Source organism: Deltaproteobacteria bacterium RIFCSPHIGHO2_02_FULL_44_16 (assembly GCA_001798185.1).
In the GTDB taxonomy this organism is placed as follows: domain Bacteria; phylum UBA10199; class UBA10199; order 2-02-FULL-44-16; family 2-02-FULL-44-16; genus 2-02-FULL-44-16.
Window position 1 is genome coordinate 23382 of the sequence record MGRM01000009.1, and the last position, 17037, is coordinate 40418.

A 17037-nucleotide genomic window follows, 5' to 3' on the forward strand; every position below is an offset into this window, starting at 1 on the left:
CGTTCTGAAGAGGAGCCGTTAATCCGATTGCATGCCATTTCCACGAACATTTTTAACCGCAATTCCAAAGGCTGATCTCCACGTTCACCTTGGGGGATCGCTTCGACTCTCCACCCTCATTCAACTTGCGAAAGATCAAGGAGTGAAACTCCCCTCTTTTACCGAAGAGGGTTTGCGAGAACTTGTTTTTAAAAATGAATATAAAAACCTTCCCGAATATCTTTTAGGCTTTCGTTATACAGAAGCCGTGATGAGAAATCCGGAAAGCTTAGAACAAGTAGCGTATGAACTTGCTTACGATTGTTTTGAAGAGAATGTCTGCTACGTTGAAGTCCGCTTTGCCCCGCAACGTTATCTTTCAAGCGCTTTTCCCATTGATGCGATTTTTACCAGTGTCAACAAGGGACTTGCTCGAGCCACATCTGAAATCAATCAACAAACACTTATCCGCGAAGGACGAGTTCCTGCTTTTCACTACGGGATCATTGGATGTGCCATGAGAAAAATTCGTCCGGAGTTTTCAGAATATTATGAAATGCTCACCAAATTTCATCCGACGATGCCCGAAGGAGAATGTCATGCGCTAGCAGCACGCGAATTGGTGCGAAGTCTTATCAAGGCACGCGATGAACAAGGAATTCCTGCTGTTGGCTTTGATCTCGCAGGAGAGGAAAAGGGTTATCCTGCTGAAGATTTCAAAAATGCTTTTGATCTCGCGCACCGTCATTTTCTGATGAAGACGGTACATGCAGGAGAAGCCTTTGGCCCTCCCTCTATTTTTCAAGCCATAACCGATTGCCATACAGACCGTATTGGACATGGAACGCATCTGTTTGACACCTCTCGCGTTGATCTTCCGACAGAAGGAGAGCGACAACGATATGTCCATGCGCTTGCAGAGTATATCGCTGAACGCCGGATTACGATCGAAGTCTGTCTGACCTCCAATCTGCAAACAATTCCTGAGCTCGCGGATCTTTCACGTCATCCTTTTCGACGAATGGTAGAAGAACGGCTCTCGTGTACGCTGTGCACCGATAATCGATTAATCTCCCATACCACCATGACCGATGAAATTGAAAAAGCGGTCAATACGTTCAATCTCTCGGCACATCGCCTTCGAAACGTAATCATTTGTGGATTTAAACGAAGCTTCTATCACGGAACCTATCGCGAAAAACGAAAATACGTTCGCCACATTATCGATCGTTTCGACGAACTGATGCGTGAGTTTAATATTGCGGATGTCGCGGATTAAGGACTGTGTACTTTTCTTACTGGTTTTTAGTTCGTCGTAACTCTTCTTTCACCAGCGCTTGTAAAAATTTTCCATCGAACCAAAAGCGGGATTCACGGCCATTCACCAAAATCGTCGGCGTTGCGGCAATATAATAGCGGTGTGCTGTGTGAATGTCTTCTTGAAGACGCTTCTCTGTTTCGGGCGAAGCAAGACAGGTATCAAACTCTTCTTTTGTCCAATCACGTTGCAAGGCAATCTCTCCAATCACTTCTGCGCTGAGATCACGTTGACGTTTAAAAAGTTCATCATGGAAATCCCAAAAATCGTTCCGCGCTGCTGCACAGATCGTCGCCTTTGACGCCAAGCAGGAAAAGGGATGCATGGCTTGCTGTACTCGCGGGTTACACGCTTGATCCAGCGGCATATGAATATATCGAAGTTGCACCACATCTTGAAATTCTCGAAGATAAGGCCAAAGTGTTGAGGCAGCACGCTGACAATGGGGACACTGAAAATCAGAAAATTCCAAAATCAAGACTTTCGCCTGTGGATTGCCTCTCACAGGCCAGTTTGGATTGACTTCAATGGGATAGAGCGAACCGAGATAATGGGCCTTTAACTTTTCTTCAAGCGAGATGTCAGGTTGCTGAGGATCTTTTCCCATCTCTTGCCACACAACGCCACCCACACCAAAAAGCACAGCGATGACAATGCCGTACATCAACAAACGACGAAATGGAACTCTCCACGAATGAAAACCAATGGCCACAAAAAGCGCCATAAAGATGAGGGCATTCAGAACATACATCGTGACACATTTCTCGCAGAAAGCATGAAGGACAAAACGAAGCAGATACGCCATACGCAAACTAAACAAGAGGCCAAAAAACGAAAGAAACCACAAAGCGAGAATAAGCGTGCGTTGCTCACCGCGCCAAAAAAGAGCAATCAGAGTTGTGAGAGCCATAACAACATAAAAAAGAAATCCCCACCAAGCAACGGGAGTACCGAGAAACGAGGCATAAGAACTTGCGTTGACAATGGCACAATCCGCATTCCCACCGCTACACGTCATCGACTGATCAAAACCATTTTTTTGAATATCACGATATTGAGAAAACGAAGTAGAGGAAACCACCATCCCGACAATGGATGCCGCAATGACAACCAAGAGCGCTATCTTTTTCATTCTCTCCCCCGAGGTTTCTACCAATCAACAAAACTTTTGAGTTTCTTTGCCCGACTTGGATGCCGAAGCTTGCGAAGCGCTTTCGCTTCGATTTGACGAATACGCTCACGTGTAACGGCAAAATCACGTCCTACTTCTTCCAGCGTATGATCTGATTTTTCACCAATTCCAAAACGCATGCGTAATACTTTTTCTTCTCGCGGTGTCAGCGTTGCCAATACTTTTTGCGTCTGTTCGTTCAAATTAAAATTCACCACAGCATCAGAAGGAGAAACCACAGATTTGTCTTCAATAAAATCTCCCAAATGACTGTCCTCTTCTTCTCCAATAGGAGTCTCAAGAGAAATGGGTTCTTTTGCAATTTTCAAAACCTTTCGCACTTTGTCGACAGGAAGTTCCATTTTTTCTGCAATTTCTTCTGGGAGAGGTTCGCGTCCAAGAGCCTGCACCAGATAACGCGAGGTACGCACAAGTTTGTTAATCGTTTCGATCATATGCACTGGAATTCGAATCGTTCGGGCTTGATCCGCAATCGCTCGCGTAATCGCCTGACGAATCCACCATGTCGCGTATGTCGAAAATTTATAGCCACGTCGATATTCAAATTTATCGACCGCTTTCATCAGACCAATGTTTCCCTCTTGGATTAAATCTAAAAATTGAAGTCCGCGATTGGTATATTTTTTAGCAATGGAAACTACAAGACGAAGATTTGCTTCGACCAGTTCATTTTTTGCTCGTTCTGCAAATTGATCAGAACGCTTGATAGCGCGAAACGTTTCGCGAAGGCTTGCTGCATCTTGTCCGGCTTCTTTTTCAATGTTGCGAACGGCATTTTCAGCCTCTTTACAGGTAATCATAATCTCCGCAATATCTTCGCGTGACAATTTCAACGTTTTCGTCAGCTTTCGTCGTTGATAGTCATTGCGACGATAACTCCGAAATGCTTCTTTTAATTCCTCATAATTCACTTTCATTTTTCGAGCTGATTGCTTCAAAAGGTGCTCGTGAGTTTCGATCGTTTTAATTTTTTCTTCAATTTTTCCAATGATATGAGCAATTGTTTTTTGGGAAAGATTGACTTCTTTAAATTGAACCAGAAGATTTTGCTGAGCTTCTGCAATTTTTTTCTCAAGTTTATTCTTCCCCGCCGCTGAAGCAGGTTTTATCAACTTTTCCTTGAGAGTCCGTAACTGTTTATCACAAGACCGAAGACGATGAATCTCTTTAATGAAAGCCTGACGCTGCGCTTGATCGTCAACATCTTCTTTCTTTTGCTCTGGAAGTTCGACCTCTTCTTCTTCCTCATCATCTTCATTTTTCCGAACAACGACTGGTTCTTCCTCTTCTTCTTCCTCTTCTTCGATGACTTCAACTTCTTGCACAATTTCTGCGAGACGGAGTTTATTTTTTGATAAGAGTTCTCCAAGAGATAAAATCGCCTGCATGCCAAGAGCGCTCGATAAAAGAAAATTGAGCATTTCATTTTGACCCTGTTCAATACGCTTTGCGATTTCGACTTCTCCTTCGCGGGTGAGCAGAGGAACTTGACCCATTTTGCGAAGATAAAGTCGAACAGGATCCGTTGAACGTCCCACTTCTTTTACTTCATCCGTCGCTGGAGCTTCGTCATCGTCTTTCGCGCGTGCTTGCGCTTTTTCCGCGACACGCTTGCCTTCGTCTTCGTTATCAACAATTTCGATTCCCATTTCATCGAAGGTCGCAAGAACCGTATCGAGTTGATCCGAAGAGACAAGCTCAGGAGGCAAAACTTTATTAATTTCAACAAAGGTCAAAAAACCCTTTTTCTTTCCAATTTCAATAAGGCTTTTGACTTGTTCCATCTTTGTGGGAATTTGTTTTTTTGTTTTTACCTGTTTCATATGACTCCTTGAGACTTTTTTCATGACGCGCGTTGCTCCACCTTCAGCTCGCACGTTAATTCTTGTTTCGTTTTCAATAAACTCATTAATTTCGTCTCATCATGTTCTACTTCCGCTTGTCGGATCGATTCATTAATCGTTCTCATGCGCTCCATCACAGATCGACGCTTAATACTTTCAATACAATCCTCGACAAGCAACTGCACATTGGTTTCTGTAAAATCTTTCTCAGCAACCGCAATAGCTCGTAATTCCTCTGCAAGCGCTGGATCACCAAAAGCATCGAGCATATCCGTAAGATGAACATCCGGTGCAGTGATCTGCTGTTCCAAAAAAACCTTCATGATATGTTGACACCATTCATCGAGAAAATCCTCAGCCGCGAGTTTTGTTTTTACACATGCAATATACGTCGGGAAGCGAATCAAAATTTCAAGCAACGTACGTTCCGCTGACGGAACAATCACATTCGAGGTCCTCTGTATTTTTATTCCCGGAGCAAGAATGGGATCACCTTTCTTTTCCATCGCTTTTTGAATCATCCCTTCATCAACAGAAATGATACGTGCTAAATAAGCTTGATATAATTTCCGCTCTATGGAGTCTGTCACTTTCTCAAGAAGTGGTAAAATTTGTCGTGTTGCCGATGTTTTTCCGACAAGATCTCTTCCCGTCTCCTCCACAACCCCATCAATAAAAAATTCAAAGAGCGATCTTGCCTGCTGACATCTTTCTTGAAAATGTTCCACTCCATTCTGACGTACAAAACTATCAGGATCCTCTCCCTTGGGAAGACACACAACCCGAGGCATCATTCCTGCCTCTAAAAAAAGAGGGAGTGTCCTTAGTGTCGCTCTTCTTCCCGCTTCATCTCCATCAAATGCGAGAAACATATTCTTCGTATAACGTGTCAGCAGCTGAAGATGACCCGTCGTTAAAGCTGTTCCAAGTGGGGCAACCACGTAGCCAAGCCCCACACTCACAAGTCGAAGCACATCGGTGTATCCTTCAACAATAATCACTTGTTCTTGTTGTCGGATAGCGTTTTTTGCCTCACTTAAACCAAAAACACTACTCGATTTATGATAAATGAGAGAATCAGGCGAATTGATATATTTTGCCATCTCATGTTCATCAAGAGTTCGACCTCCAAACCCGAGAATTTCACCCCGCGGAGACGTGATCGGAAAAATGATACGATCACGAAAAAAGTCGTAATATCCCTCCCCCTCTTTTTTCCGCAGAAGCCCAAGTTCAGCCGCCAATGCAAGTGGTGCGCCCTTTTCCTTCAAATGCTTCTCTAAACCGTCCCAGCCTTTGTCGGCATAGCCCAAAAAATGTTGCTTCCAAAGATGTGATGGAATGACTCGTTCCTGCAAATAATCTCGAGCTTTCTTCCCTTTGACCGGATGAGCGAGGGTTGCCGCAAAATAATCGAGTGCAATCTGATTGAGACGAAGAGACCATTTCCGTTGACGTTGTTGATCAACTTCGTGGGTTGATAAAGCTTTATTTTTTTCAGTGGGAAGTTTCAGGCCTACTCGATCCGCAAGGAGTTTGACCGCTTCGGGAAAACTCATCCCTTCGAATTTCATAAAGAAGGTGATCACATCACCCCCTTCACCACACCCAAAACAGTGAAAAATCTGTTTTTCTTCGCTGACCAAAAAAGAAGGGGATTTTTCGATGTGAAAAGGACAAAGGCCTTTAAAGTTTACTCCGGCCTTTTTAAGAGAGACTCTCTCATTGATAAGAGAGACAAGAGACAACCGCTCTCGGAGTTCATGAAGAAAAGAACGTGGAAACATGGAACTCCACCTTACGACAATTTCTTTCGAACGAGATCACTGACCCATTTTCCATCAACCCGTCCTTGAATTTTGGGCATTAAGAGTTTCATAACAGCACCCATAGCTTGATTCCCCTTTTCACCTACTTCAGCAATTGCAGCATCAATCAGCTTTTCCGCTTCTGTTGCTGAAAGTTGTTCAGGAAGATACGCTTTTAAAAGCTCCGTCTCCACTTCCTCTTCGTGCGCTTTTTCCGGACGATTCCCTTTTCGAAAAAGCTCTGCTGCTTCTTGTCGTTGCTTGATAAGAACACCGATCAGTTTGAGAATCGTCTCATCGTTTAAAGGACCTTTCTCTTCGATCCGTTTATTTTTAATGGCTGCAACGACCATACGAAGAGTTCGGACCTTCATCAGATCTTTGCTTTTCATGGCTTTGTGCAGATCTTCTTCGATGCGTTCCTGAAACAGCATAATTCACCTGATCTTTTTATGAGATAGAGGGTCGAATTCCGGTTCGTCGAACTCGCTTGCGTGCTTGAGCTGATTTTCGTTTACGTCGAACGGACGGTTTTTCATAATGTTCACGTTTACGAAGTTCAGAAAGAATTCCCGATTTTTCACACTGTTTTTTAAAACGACGAAGTGCCTGTTCGAATGATTCACCTTCTCGAATCTTGACGCCTGGCATAAAAAAATCACCACCTTTGCGGGGAAAATCTAGAGTCAAGCTCTAGAGCCGAATGTTTCTATGTGAGTGCCTTCTCATTGTCAACGGGGAGTTTTTTCAGTTTTTTCAGTTTTTTCAGCAACGTCATCGACTCGATATGGTGCGTTTGAGGGAACATGTCGATGGGGAGACTCTTCTGGAACATATAGCCATGCTTTTGCAGCCAGGCGATATCGCGAGCTAAGGTCGAGGGGTTACAGGAGACATATATCATGAAGGAGGGAGCGACTTTGACAATGGCCTCAAGAGCCTCAAAAGCCCCTTTTCGAGGGGGATCTAAAACAAGAAGATCAACCTCTCCCTGAACAAACTGTTCTACCTCCGCGGCTTCGGCTGCATAAAAATGGAGCTGCGCTCTTTTCTCTTGAAATGCTTTTTTTTGCGCAGAGTCCACGGCTCTTTTATCCACTTCGACAGCAATGACTTCTGAAGCTTTTTTCGCAATTTCAAAAGAAAAATTGCCCTCTCCAGCATAGAGCTCAACCACTCGTCGGTGCGGTAAAGCATTCACCCATTCGATAAGGGTTTTGCGAAGAACTTGATTTTGCTCAGAGTTAATCTGAAGAAAAGAGGCCTCACTCTCATCCAGGCGCAGCGCCACTCCTTTTCCTCGTTTCCGAAAATATTCTCGCTCTTTCTGCAGCTGTTCATTGAGGCGTTCATCAGCAATATAACATTTTTCAAACTCAACAACCTCTTTTGAACGAGGACGATAAAATCCGAGCCGCTCTTTGGAATCAACATGAAGTTGAATGCGATTCCGATAATGCCATTGCTTGGGCGAAGGGAGTGTCAGGGCGATTTTCGCTTCGATGTCATCGCGTTTCATATGAGCAATGCGTTCAAATGCTTCGAGCAGAATTTCTCGTTTCCAGTGAAGTTGCGTTTCAGAGGAGAGATGTTGCCACTGACAACCGCCACAGAGACCAAAGACAGGACATAGTGGGAGTGCTCGATCTTTTGAGGGAGTGATGATCTTCACTATTTTTGCCTCAAGATAATCAGGATAGGTTTTCACGATCTCAATTTCCAGTTCGTCGCCAACAGCAGCGTACGGAATAAAAACTGTCTTGCCGTTCACGGAAGCAAGACCAGATCCTCCTGAAATCAATTTTTGAACGACCACTCGCATCCGACTCCCCATGCAGAAATAAACTGACGAAGGCAAGCAGTTATGTTAGAAAAGTGGCGACTTTTAAAAAAAGAAAAATATTTCTAAGGAGGAAAATATGGGCAGTTGTCTTCTCAGCGTTGAAACAGTAGCAACAGGTAAAAATGAAACAGGCGCTCTTGCACGAGCAACACTTCCGCTTGCACAAAATAAAGTGAATATCGATTGCACATGCTGCTACAGCACGAACAATGAAGCAACCTTTCATTTTGTGACGAACAATGCATCGAAAGCAAAAGAGCTTCTCTCTAAAAATGGTTTTCGTTGCACTGAAAATGAAGTCTGTCGCTGGTCAACCAATAATCATCCAGGAATTCTTAATAAAGGAACAACTGCTCTTGCTGAAGCGGGGATTGAAATTGAATATTGCTATACCGCAACTCCGGCAAGTAATAACGGCATGACCGATGTGATTTTCTGCACGAATAATAATAAAAAAGCAGCCGAAGTATTACGTCGTTATTAAACTTTGTGTGTCACAAATAAAAACCCCCATGAACTTTGGGGGTTTTTTGTTTCTCTCTCTCGATATCATTTAAGCTTTATTGAGTCTTTTCTTTTTGACATACGCCCAAAGTTTTTTGGTCATCGCACTTGGAGCAATGGGTTTATTGCCAAATACTTTTTGTAAGGGATCCTTACAACCTTTGAAGTTGATGGTGTATCCCCCAAACGCTCCCTTTTTCTTTCCGCGTTTGTGAAGTCTCTTTCGTTTTTTCACTGGCATGTGTATCCCCTTTGCGATTGGCTTCTTCTATTCCCTTCACTCGAAAGAAATAAAATGGCCTGTTTGATTTGCCCTCATGATATCAATTTCAGGCTCGAATCAGAAATAAAAAATGAAGAGCAACTCTTGAGAGATTTCAACGATACTTGGGGAGAGAAGACATCAGATGGCCAAGGAAATGATTGTAACTATTTGAAATCATTATTATTTTTTAGATCCTACTTGGCACTCGACTTGCATCTGATATCCCTCTTTCTCTCATGAGGCATAGAACATGGTAGGTTCACGTCCAATAGGTGAGAAGCAAAACAACATCTGTGATGAAACAAGCGTGCTCGTCTGCGAAGAAGCGCCTTCAGAAAGTGCACAAACAACAACCTCATCAGTGGCACATGAAGATACTTACGCAGCTTCTTTGAGAACCAGGGAAGATTCCCTAACCGCAGAAACACTACAACGAAATGCCCTTCGCATAACACCACAGACTCCACCTCCTCTCGATGCTGCAAGTGCCATAAAAGAATTATTGCGTATCGCACCGCCTGAGCTCGCAAATCAGATCAGATTTTCGAATGAACTTGTTCCAACCATTCGCGATTATGCTCGGATCATTGAAGAACTCGCCATAGCAAGAAATGACCTTTTATCACTGTCATTAAAAGGATTAAGAAACCTTGTTGAATTTTTATCAGAGCGAATGGGAAAATATCGAACGTTCCTTCTTGCGGAAAACGATCGCATTAAAAAAGAAGAAGATCGTATTCGGCCGTCAATATTCGATCCTCTTAATATGATTCCTGTTTCTGATGACAATTGGCAAAGTGATGAAGGAAAAGCAGTGCGTGCAGCGCTTGCAGCGCTTGAAAAAGATTTGGTTCACTTAGGGTTTCTTCGCGCTCCTTATGAACACCGAAGCATTGGGCAGTCGTATTTGTTCACCAATACAATGTCTCTTTCAAAGGGGCTTGAGCTACTGGATGAAATGACACGTCGTTTTCTCACCCATGAAGAGAAACGTATGCGTTTGTTGACAGAGCAGCGACTGCGAGAAGTAAGAAAAATCTCAGCGACACATCATCGCATGGGAACGCTCAAAGCGCTTTATGCCAGAATCGCACCGATTAATGCTCTTCATCTTTCAGCATCTGACATTGGCCAGGAAGTGGAGAATCAAATTGCACGCTACGAAGATCTCATGGGGAAAACAGGAGTAAAGCTCGGGAAACTCAATGAAGCAGCTCTCATTCGCACCAATGAAGCCATGATCGAGATGGCGGAAGCACAACAGGAGATAGTTGCTTCTGCAGACCTGCAAAAAAACGGAGTGATTACTCTTGGAAGCGCTTGGCTTTGGGGAATTGAAAAAACTCTCTCTCCGCTCAATCCTGTTGTTCACGATCGATCCCGTGAGCTGCATGTTCACAATGCCCATCGTTTTGACACTATGCTCGCCACACTTCGCAAAGCAAAAGAAGCCTATGACAATGGAAGTTTTGAGACCGGACAAAAACTTTTTTTGTCACTTGATCAGAAAGAATTTGAAGAACTTCAGAAACTTTTTTCCTCTGCACAAACGCAGCAGTTCTATGTCAACATGGGGCTTGTTGTTGTCTCAGCCTCAATCACAGGTCCTCTGGTTGGTTTAGCTGGTGGGCTCATCGGTTTTGCGAAAGGAAGTATTGGCGCTTATCTTGCTTCTGGAGTTATCTTCACGATCGCGCGTCGTCTTGGCGCGGCAGCCGTAACGACCTCCACTCTCTATAATCAAAAGGAACCGGTCGCCATGAATGCTGGCTCGTGGTTGGGAGAGATGGCGCTTGCCTCAACGATGTTTGGAGTACTTGGCAAATCCATGCAAGCATACGAAGCGTATGCACTCTCAAGAATGGGTCAAGTGGCTGCGCAGCGTATCGCTGCGCGACAAACTTCGACAGCGGTAGCTGGAAAAACGTTGAGTGAAGCTGAATACAACGCACTTCTCACCGAAGAAGTCGCAGCAATTCTCAAGCATCCGATTTACGGCGACGCCTACAAGGCAGGTGCATTTGCTGCTGAGCTTGCGGGCTTTACGGGATTTGAATGGGTTGTGCGTATCGGACAAATTGCGTGGGAAGGCTATAAACAACTGGAAGAAGTTGATTTTGATCCTGCACGCGCGGCCTCTGAACTTCTTACTTATGAAGCCTGGAAAGATCGCTTTATCTTTCTTGCGGGACTCAAAGCTGGTGGATGGCTTACTCAAGATATCACTGATGCCTTTCATGGCAGGGTCGGAGACTTCCTCAGGCGCAGAGTAGAAGTAAGATGGCAAGCTTTTTGCGTTAAAGCAAAAATGCTCGAAGCGAAGTGGGCTGAATTTGCTCGAAGCGAAGTCCCTTCACCGGAACGAATGATACGACTTGCCAAAGAAGGCATAGCTCTTTTTCGCGAGTATATAGACATACTCAAAGGCAATAGAGAACCAGCCAGTAAAATCGCAAAGTATGAAAAGGCGATAGAAGAAATTGACAGTTTGGTAAGACGCCTTGTCGAGTATATCAAACAGATTGGCAACAAATGGCCGCAACCAGCATGGGAGGCTGCCCCTGGAGGAGATGAAAGTGGCGGAGCTCGTCCATGGCTTCAGGTCTTGCGACCTTCACCGATAATGAGTGAAGGTCGACACGATGGCTTTGGTGATCCCCAATCGTTTGGAATACCAATGGATGATCCGATGGACGGACCAACACGTGTTGGCCCGATGATCGTTGCTGGAAGTGATCCGAGTGGCAGTGGAAAAAAACCAGAAGAACCTGATACGTTGAGTGAACGACGAGGGCTTTCAAATGAAGAGGAAGTCGACGAAGAAATAGAGCCTGGAGAAAGAACCGCATCTGACCAAACAGCTGACATTCTACCAGATGAAACTGCGACACGCGATACGGTGCTAGATACACCTCTCTCTGACCTTATCGGAGATCTTTCTCTTGAAGATGTAACTGCGGGAGGTTTGGAAGCACGACAAATACGTGCTCTGACACCAGAAGAAATCGAGGTCATCGCCAGCACTGCGGAAACAACGGCCGATCGACCTGGAATTCTTGAAAGTGCGGAAACAGCAAGCGGTACTCTTCTCGACCCTGCGGATATTCCAGCTCCTGCAGAAAGTGGTGAAGGCTCTCTTGAAATTCCAGTGCATGCACTGTCTCCTGGTCAACTCGCAAGTCTCGCACGACCCGATGATGACGAAGCACCCACGACTGATTACTTACTCCCTCCTGATTTAGTGCAACGTTTTCTGGACGTCCATAAAGCTCCAACACTTGGAACAGTAGCCAAGACACCAGAAGGAATCGAACCAGCTCCGTCACCTCCTGTAGAGCAAAAACCGCCGCCTCTGACGGTTTTCCTCGCTGGACGACCGGTCCCCTCTCCAGAAGTAATAGAGCGGAGCCTCGTTCTGACAGACACCCCCATTGGAGAAATGTCGGATCAGATTGACGCCGCGGGATCAGAAGCAGGCATCACACTCTATGGCGATGTACAAAAATATGGCGACAATAATTATGATGCGACGTTAAAGTATAAAAGAGGTGGAGGAGTCTTTGATGGTGGAGGCGATGGAGCGCAAACTACTCATGCCGTGAAAATAGCAACGACAGAAGTTGCTGCACATACGCGTGAACTTCCAACCACGGTTGCGGCTGACCCGGAAGCTTTCAACGAAAGAGAAACTGTAGCTCTCATGGCAAGAGGGGGAAGAGACCGGGTACTCAGTCAAAAAAATTACTTAGCAAAAGTTCGCGTCCATACTCGACGGGAACCAGTTGATCTTGCACATGCAACCGCGACTGAAGCAAGAGAAAAACTCGGAACTGAAATGTACGGTCTTGTTCTTGAAGCTCTTGGACGAGCAGAGCCGCTCTTTACAGCAATCGCAACAGCTCACGAAGCAGTCAACGAAAGTCCACTTCCAGGGAAACCGACTGGGTTTATGACCTTTGTGGTCGATCTCATCGTTGAAGTCGTTGATGCAAAAGGACATCGTCATTACTTTGATGTGACCTACCATGCGGGAGATGCGAGAAAAATTCATTACGATGCCACGGGCCGTATCGTCTTTAAGACAGAAGATCATACCAAGGCTTTAGCCACAACCACTGTTGATCCTCTCTTACCTGGTTCCAAAACAGGATACGCAAAAGCACTCACCGGTTCTCATGTCGTCACTCACTATCTCGGCGGAGGAGAGGGACATATACTTGTCGGTGATGTCGATATTGCCGAAATTCACGATGGAGATATTACGGTGAAAGGATCTGATAGCATCTCCACTGCTCCTTCTGGAGAGATGGGTGCCATTGCATTAAGTAAAGATACTGCACTCGAGGGAGCTCGTGGTATTGCGATTGCTCTTTTGCAAAACACAACTCGATTCCATGTTGGAAGAAGAATTCTTGAAGCCTATGAACAGAGACAGGATCGCACGATAGATGATTGGGGCTACGTCAGAGCAGTCCTGCCACTGCGTGAAGAGTTTCAAAACAGTGGAGATTCCGCAAAGCTTGCAAATGATCCTGTCGTCCTTCTCCAAGGTACTTTCGACAATGGCACTGAACCGCAAACAATACCGGCAGTTTCTTTTACAGAACCAGATGGAACCACACTCTACTACACACGCAACAGAAACAGAGTTTATATTCAGGATCCAAGCCAGTCGGATCATTACATTTTGCATGCAGTCTGGGGAGGAGACAATATAACAGTTCAGGTAAGAAGAGTGAGGATCCAACAATCGCCCGCTGATGTTTATGTTTCTGCAGCAGGAGATCTCGTCGTCTTGGCACATTCAAATGTTCCGATAGATACTGTATATATATCTCGGGATAAAAATCATCGTATTCGTTTCTCTTCGACATCACAACCTGGTCATTTGGGAACCGCGCAAATAACCATTGAAAAAGATCGTGGAGGAAAGCCGAAAAAAATAACGCTCGCGGTATCAACGAAAGCTAAAGTTCCAGTTGAAGAACTTCCTGTCATTGGTCAAGCTGTCAAACAAGCAAATGAAAGCCTCGCAGATGCTCTCTCATCAGGACCTGCAACACGACATGAAGCAGATGCTCCGGCACTATCCGTGAATGACTGGATGATTTTAAATGAAGCTGCAGTCGAGGTAGGGCTCAGCCCTCCACGCGATCCTGCAGAACGTCCACCTGAAATTGTTATCGAACAACGTGGATTAGATGAAAAACCAAAGAAACGTTGGTGGGAGTTCTGGAAATAGGAAATTTGGAGAAGCGAGAAATAATTTCTAGATGCAAACCCTTCTATGTCATCCCCGTGGAAACGGGGATCTCCTGAGAACACCTGAGATTCCCGCTTTCGCGGGAATGACGGTAAAAGTCTCTACAACCCAATCGATGTTCGTTTCACTTCTAAAATTGTTCCCGCACGGACGCGACGTGGATTGCGAATGCCATTCCATTGCATGATGTCGCGAGCACGAACTCCATATTTTTCTGCGACGTGGCCAAGCGTCTCACCTGGCTGAAGATGATGCTTGATCGCCGCCTCTTCGACTGCAACCACAACATTGCTTGAAGGGAGCGGGGAGGAGATATCAGTCGGAAGCGTCAGTTTTTGTCCCGGATGAAGACGAGATCCGCGCATCACATGATTGACTTTCATCAGTTCCGAAAGTCCAACATTATAATGTTGTGAAATCGTCCAAAGACTCTCTCCTCGACGAACCGTGTGAACGGCTTGAGCAGTCGGAGTCACCGACTCTTGTCCTGTCGGTTTTGACTCTAAAGCAGCTGTCGCTGTTTCTGTCATCTCTTCCGGTGTCGAATCTGCTCTTGGAACAGGTTTGGCTTGAGGAGCACGCGCAATCACTCTCCCCTCACGTGGGATGACTAATTGTTGGCCCGGATGAATATGCGAACGTTGACGTAAATTGTTGGCAACTCTCAGTTCTGCAATACCGACCCCATAACGATTCGCAATTTTTGAAAGCGTCTCTCCACGCTGCACGCGATGCGATGCAATCGTCACCCGTTTTTCAACAGGGACCGCTGCATAATTTTCTTTAAATTGTTCTTTGGTGCCTGCAGGAATTTTGACTCGATAATCTCTTTTGCCATGAGGAGTCACATCGCGAAGAAGATGCGGATTCAAATCGCGAATGTCACTGATCGAAACACCAGCAGAGGTCGCAATCACATTGAAATCAGTTTGCGAAGGAACCGTCACGTGGTCATACGCCAAAGGTTTTTCATACTCAATATCATCAAAACCAAATTTTTTTGGATTCTTTGCCATGAGCATTGCCGCTATATATTTTGGAACATAGTCACGCGTTTCAGGACGAAGGAGTTTTCGACGCGGCTCCGCGATCACCCAAAAATCGCGACTCCCGGATTGAGCCATAGCACGTCGCACTTTTCCCACTCCAGCATTATAGGCTGCCATACACAGATACCAGTCCCCGAGTTCCTGATAGAGATCTTTAAAATGACGAGCCGCAGCACGGGTCGCTTGTTCCGGATCACGGCGTTCATCTTCCCAGGGAGTCGCATACAAACCATACATACGGCCGGTTCCACTCATGAATTGCCACGCCCCCATGGCTCGAGCACGTGAACGGGCATGGGGATTAAATCCACTTTCGATCAGAGAAATAAAAACGAGGTCCTCAGGAACTCCTTCTTCCTTCAAAATACGTTGCATCATCGGCAGATACCGCCCGGAACGGGCAAGATATCGCTCAAAATGACGTCTCCCCGGACCTTGAAAGTATTCCATCCAGGCAAGGACATTGTCATTGACGACGACCGGCATATCAGAATGAAAACGCTTCGCCACGCGCTCACGTTTATACTCACCGCTTTCGATATTTTTTGCTCTCCATGCTCCGGTACTGGAGCAACCTTCAAAAAAAACGATAAGAATCAGATATTTTGCGACGACAAACAGATGGCGTTTCATGCTTCACCTCAAAAAAGTAGCTCCAGTATAGCAGCTTAATCTGCCTGCTTCCTCAAAAAAGTTGGAATATCATATTGATCACTTTGATATTCTAAAACTCCGATATCTTTATTGACCTCACGATGAAGATCCCGATCACGAATCGGAAGTGGAACTTCCACATGTTTGGTCGCAACTGCAAGCTCTTCATGATACATTGCAGCACGCGTTCCCGGCATGTTGCGCATCCCCCCGGAAGGAAAGACATTTTCTTCTATCATCGCATAATCCATGTCCTGCCTCGGTTCTGGCATTTTCTGTTGAAAATTTTCGTTTTGAAAATGAGAGATACGATGCGCAGGTGTCGGTGTGGTGCGAACTCGATGCAGTGGTTTATTAAAGCCAGTTGCAATCACCGTGACACGCATATTGCCTTTCATCGACTCATCAATCACCGCGCCAAAAAGAATATTGGCATCTTCATGCGCTTCTTCTTGAATGATTTTCGAAGCTTCGCTGATTTCATGAAGTGTCATGTCTGGACCACCGGTCACATTAATCAGAATTCCGGTTGCTCCCTTAATCGACACATCTTCCAGCAGAGGTGAAGAAATAGCGCGAGTTGCTGCTTCAATGGCTCGCGCTTCCCCTGTTGCTGTCCCTGCTCCCATAAGAGCCATCCCCATTTCATTCATCACGGTTCTGACATCGGCAAAATCAAGATTGATAAGACCGTGCACCGTGATGAGATCTGAAATTCCTTTCACCGCTTGATAGAGCACGCGATCTGCTTGCTTGAAGGCGTCGAGCATCGTCACATCCCGCTCGACAATACCAAGCAATTTTTCGTTTGGAATGGTGATGAGCGTATCAACGACTTCGCGCAGTTCATGAATACCGCGATCTGCTTGCGCCATGCGATGCTTCCCTTCGAACGCAAAAGGTTTCGTCACCACACCAACCGTGAGCGCTCCCATTTCCTTGGCAAGTTTTGCAATCACAGGAGCGCCACCTGTTCCCGTTCCACCACCCATACCGGCAGTAATGAAGACCATGTCGCATCCTTCGAGATGTTCTGCGAGCGCGCGTTGATCTTCAATCGCCGCATTTTTCCCTACTTCTGGATTTGCGCCTGCCCCGAGACCCTTGGTCAGTTCACGGCCAATCTGAATTTTGCGAGGCGCTCGACTAAAGCGAAGCGCCTGCATATCCGTATTGGCAGCGATAAACTCGACCCCTTCAAGTCCCGCTTCCATCATCGTATTTATAGCATTGCCGCCACCTCCACCAATGCCAACGACTTTAATTTGTGCGTTTTGCGCCATTTGTTCTACGAGTTCAAACATGTGACCCCCCTATG

The 17037-nt window shown here is 45.5% G+C and carries 13 protein-coding genes; 4 read left to right on the forward strand and 9 right to left on the reverse strand.

Going from position 1 to position 17037, the window contains the following annotated elements; translation table 11 throughout:
• Positions 1–31 precede the first annotated feature (31 nt).
• Complete coding sequence (locus A3C46_04575; protein OGQ22735.1) at positions 32–1258, forward strand: hypothetical protein; 1227 nt, start codon at positions 32–34, stop codon at positions 1256–1258.
• A 16-nt stretch (positions 1259–1274) separates the two neighbouring features.
• Here A3C46_04575 and A3C46_04580 read toward each other — a convergent pair whose 3' ends face one another.
• From A3C46_04580 to A3C46_04605, 6 genes are read right to left on the reverse strand one after another with little or no spacing between them, the layout of a single operon-like run.
• A complete protein-coding gene (locus A3C46_04580) occupies positions 1275–2429 on the reverse strand; it encodes a hypothetical protein (GenBank protein ID OGQ22736.1) in 1155 nt (384 codons plus the stop codon).
• 17 nt (positions 2430–2446) lie between these two features.
• The gene (locus A3C46_04585; protein ID OGQ22737.1) at positions 2447–4312 is read right to left on the reverse strand and encodes an RNA polymerase sigma factor RpoD; all 1866 of its coding nucleotides are present in this window, start codon (positions 4310–4312) and stop codon (positions 2447–2449) included.
• Positions 4313–4332: 20 nt separating this feature from the next.
• Complete coding sequence (locus A3C46_04590; GenBank protein ID OGQ22738.1) at positions 4333–6120, reverse strand: DNA primase; 1788 nt, start codon at positions 6118–6120, stop codon at positions 4333–4335.
• Between the two features lie 11 nt (positions 6121–6131).
• Positions 6132–6575: a hypothetical protein gene (locus tag A3C46_04595; protein ID OGQ22739.1), complete on the reverse strand. Its 444-nt coding sequence runs from the start codon at positions 6573–6575 to the stop codon at positions 6132–6134.
• 16 nt (positions 6576–6591) lie between these two features.
• Positions 6592–6792, reverse strand: a complete 201-nt coding sequence (locus tag A3C46_04600) for a 30S ribosomal protein S21 (GenBank protein ID OGQ22926.1) — start codon at positions 6790–6792, stop codon at positions 6592–6594.
• 58 nt (positions 6793–6850) lie between these two features.
• Positions 6851–7963, reverse strand: coding sequence for a hypothetical protein (locus A3C46_04605; GenBank protein OGQ22740.1), 1113 nt, complete (start codon positions 7961–7963; stop codon positions 6851–6853).
• Between the two features lie 97 nt (positions 7964–8060).
• Here A3C46_04605 and A3C46_04610 point away from each other — a divergent pair, with 97 nt between their 5' ends.
• A complete protein-coding gene (locus A3C46_04610; protein OGQ22741.1) occupies positions 8061–8468 on the forward strand; it encodes a hypothetical protein in 408 nt (135 codons plus the stop codon).
• A gap of 69 nt (positions 8469–8537) precedes the next feature.
• On the opposite strand, the gene A3C46_04615 is transcribed toward A3C46_04610, so the two are convergent.
• Positions 8538–8729: a hypothetical protein gene (locus A3C46_04615; protein OGQ22742.1), complete on the reverse strand. Its 192-nt coding sequence runs from the start codon at positions 8727–8729 to the stop codon at positions 8538–8540.
• Between the two features lie 54 nt (positions 8730–8783).
• Here A3C46_04615 and A3C46_04620 point away from each other — a divergent pair, with 54 nt between their 5' ends.
• Positions 8784–8993 (forward strand): hypothetical protein, encoded by a 210-nt coding sequence (locus A3C46_04620; GenBank protein ID OGQ22743.1) that lies wholly within the window; start codon positions 8784–8786, stop codon positions 8991–8993.
• Between the two features lie 10 nt (positions 8994–9003).
• Entirely contained in the window at positions 9004–13995 is a 4992-nt protein-coding gene (locus A3C46_04625; protein OGQ22744.1) for a hypothetical protein, read from the forward strand.
• Between the two features lie 122 nt (positions 13996–14117).
• Here A3C46_04625 and A3C46_04630 read toward each other — a convergent pair whose 3' ends face one another.
• Complete coding sequence (locus tag A3C46_04630; protein ID OGQ22745.1) at positions 14118–15698, reverse strand: hypothetical protein; 1581 nt, start codon at positions 15696–15698, stop codon at positions 14118–14120.
• 35 nt (positions 15699–15733) lie between these two features.
• Positions 15734–17023, reverse strand: a complete 1290-nt coding sequence (locus A3C46_04635; GenBank protein OGQ22746.1) for a cell division protein FtsZ — start codon at positions 17021–17023, stop codon at positions 15734–15736.
• Positions 17024–17037 lie beyond the last annotated feature (14 nt).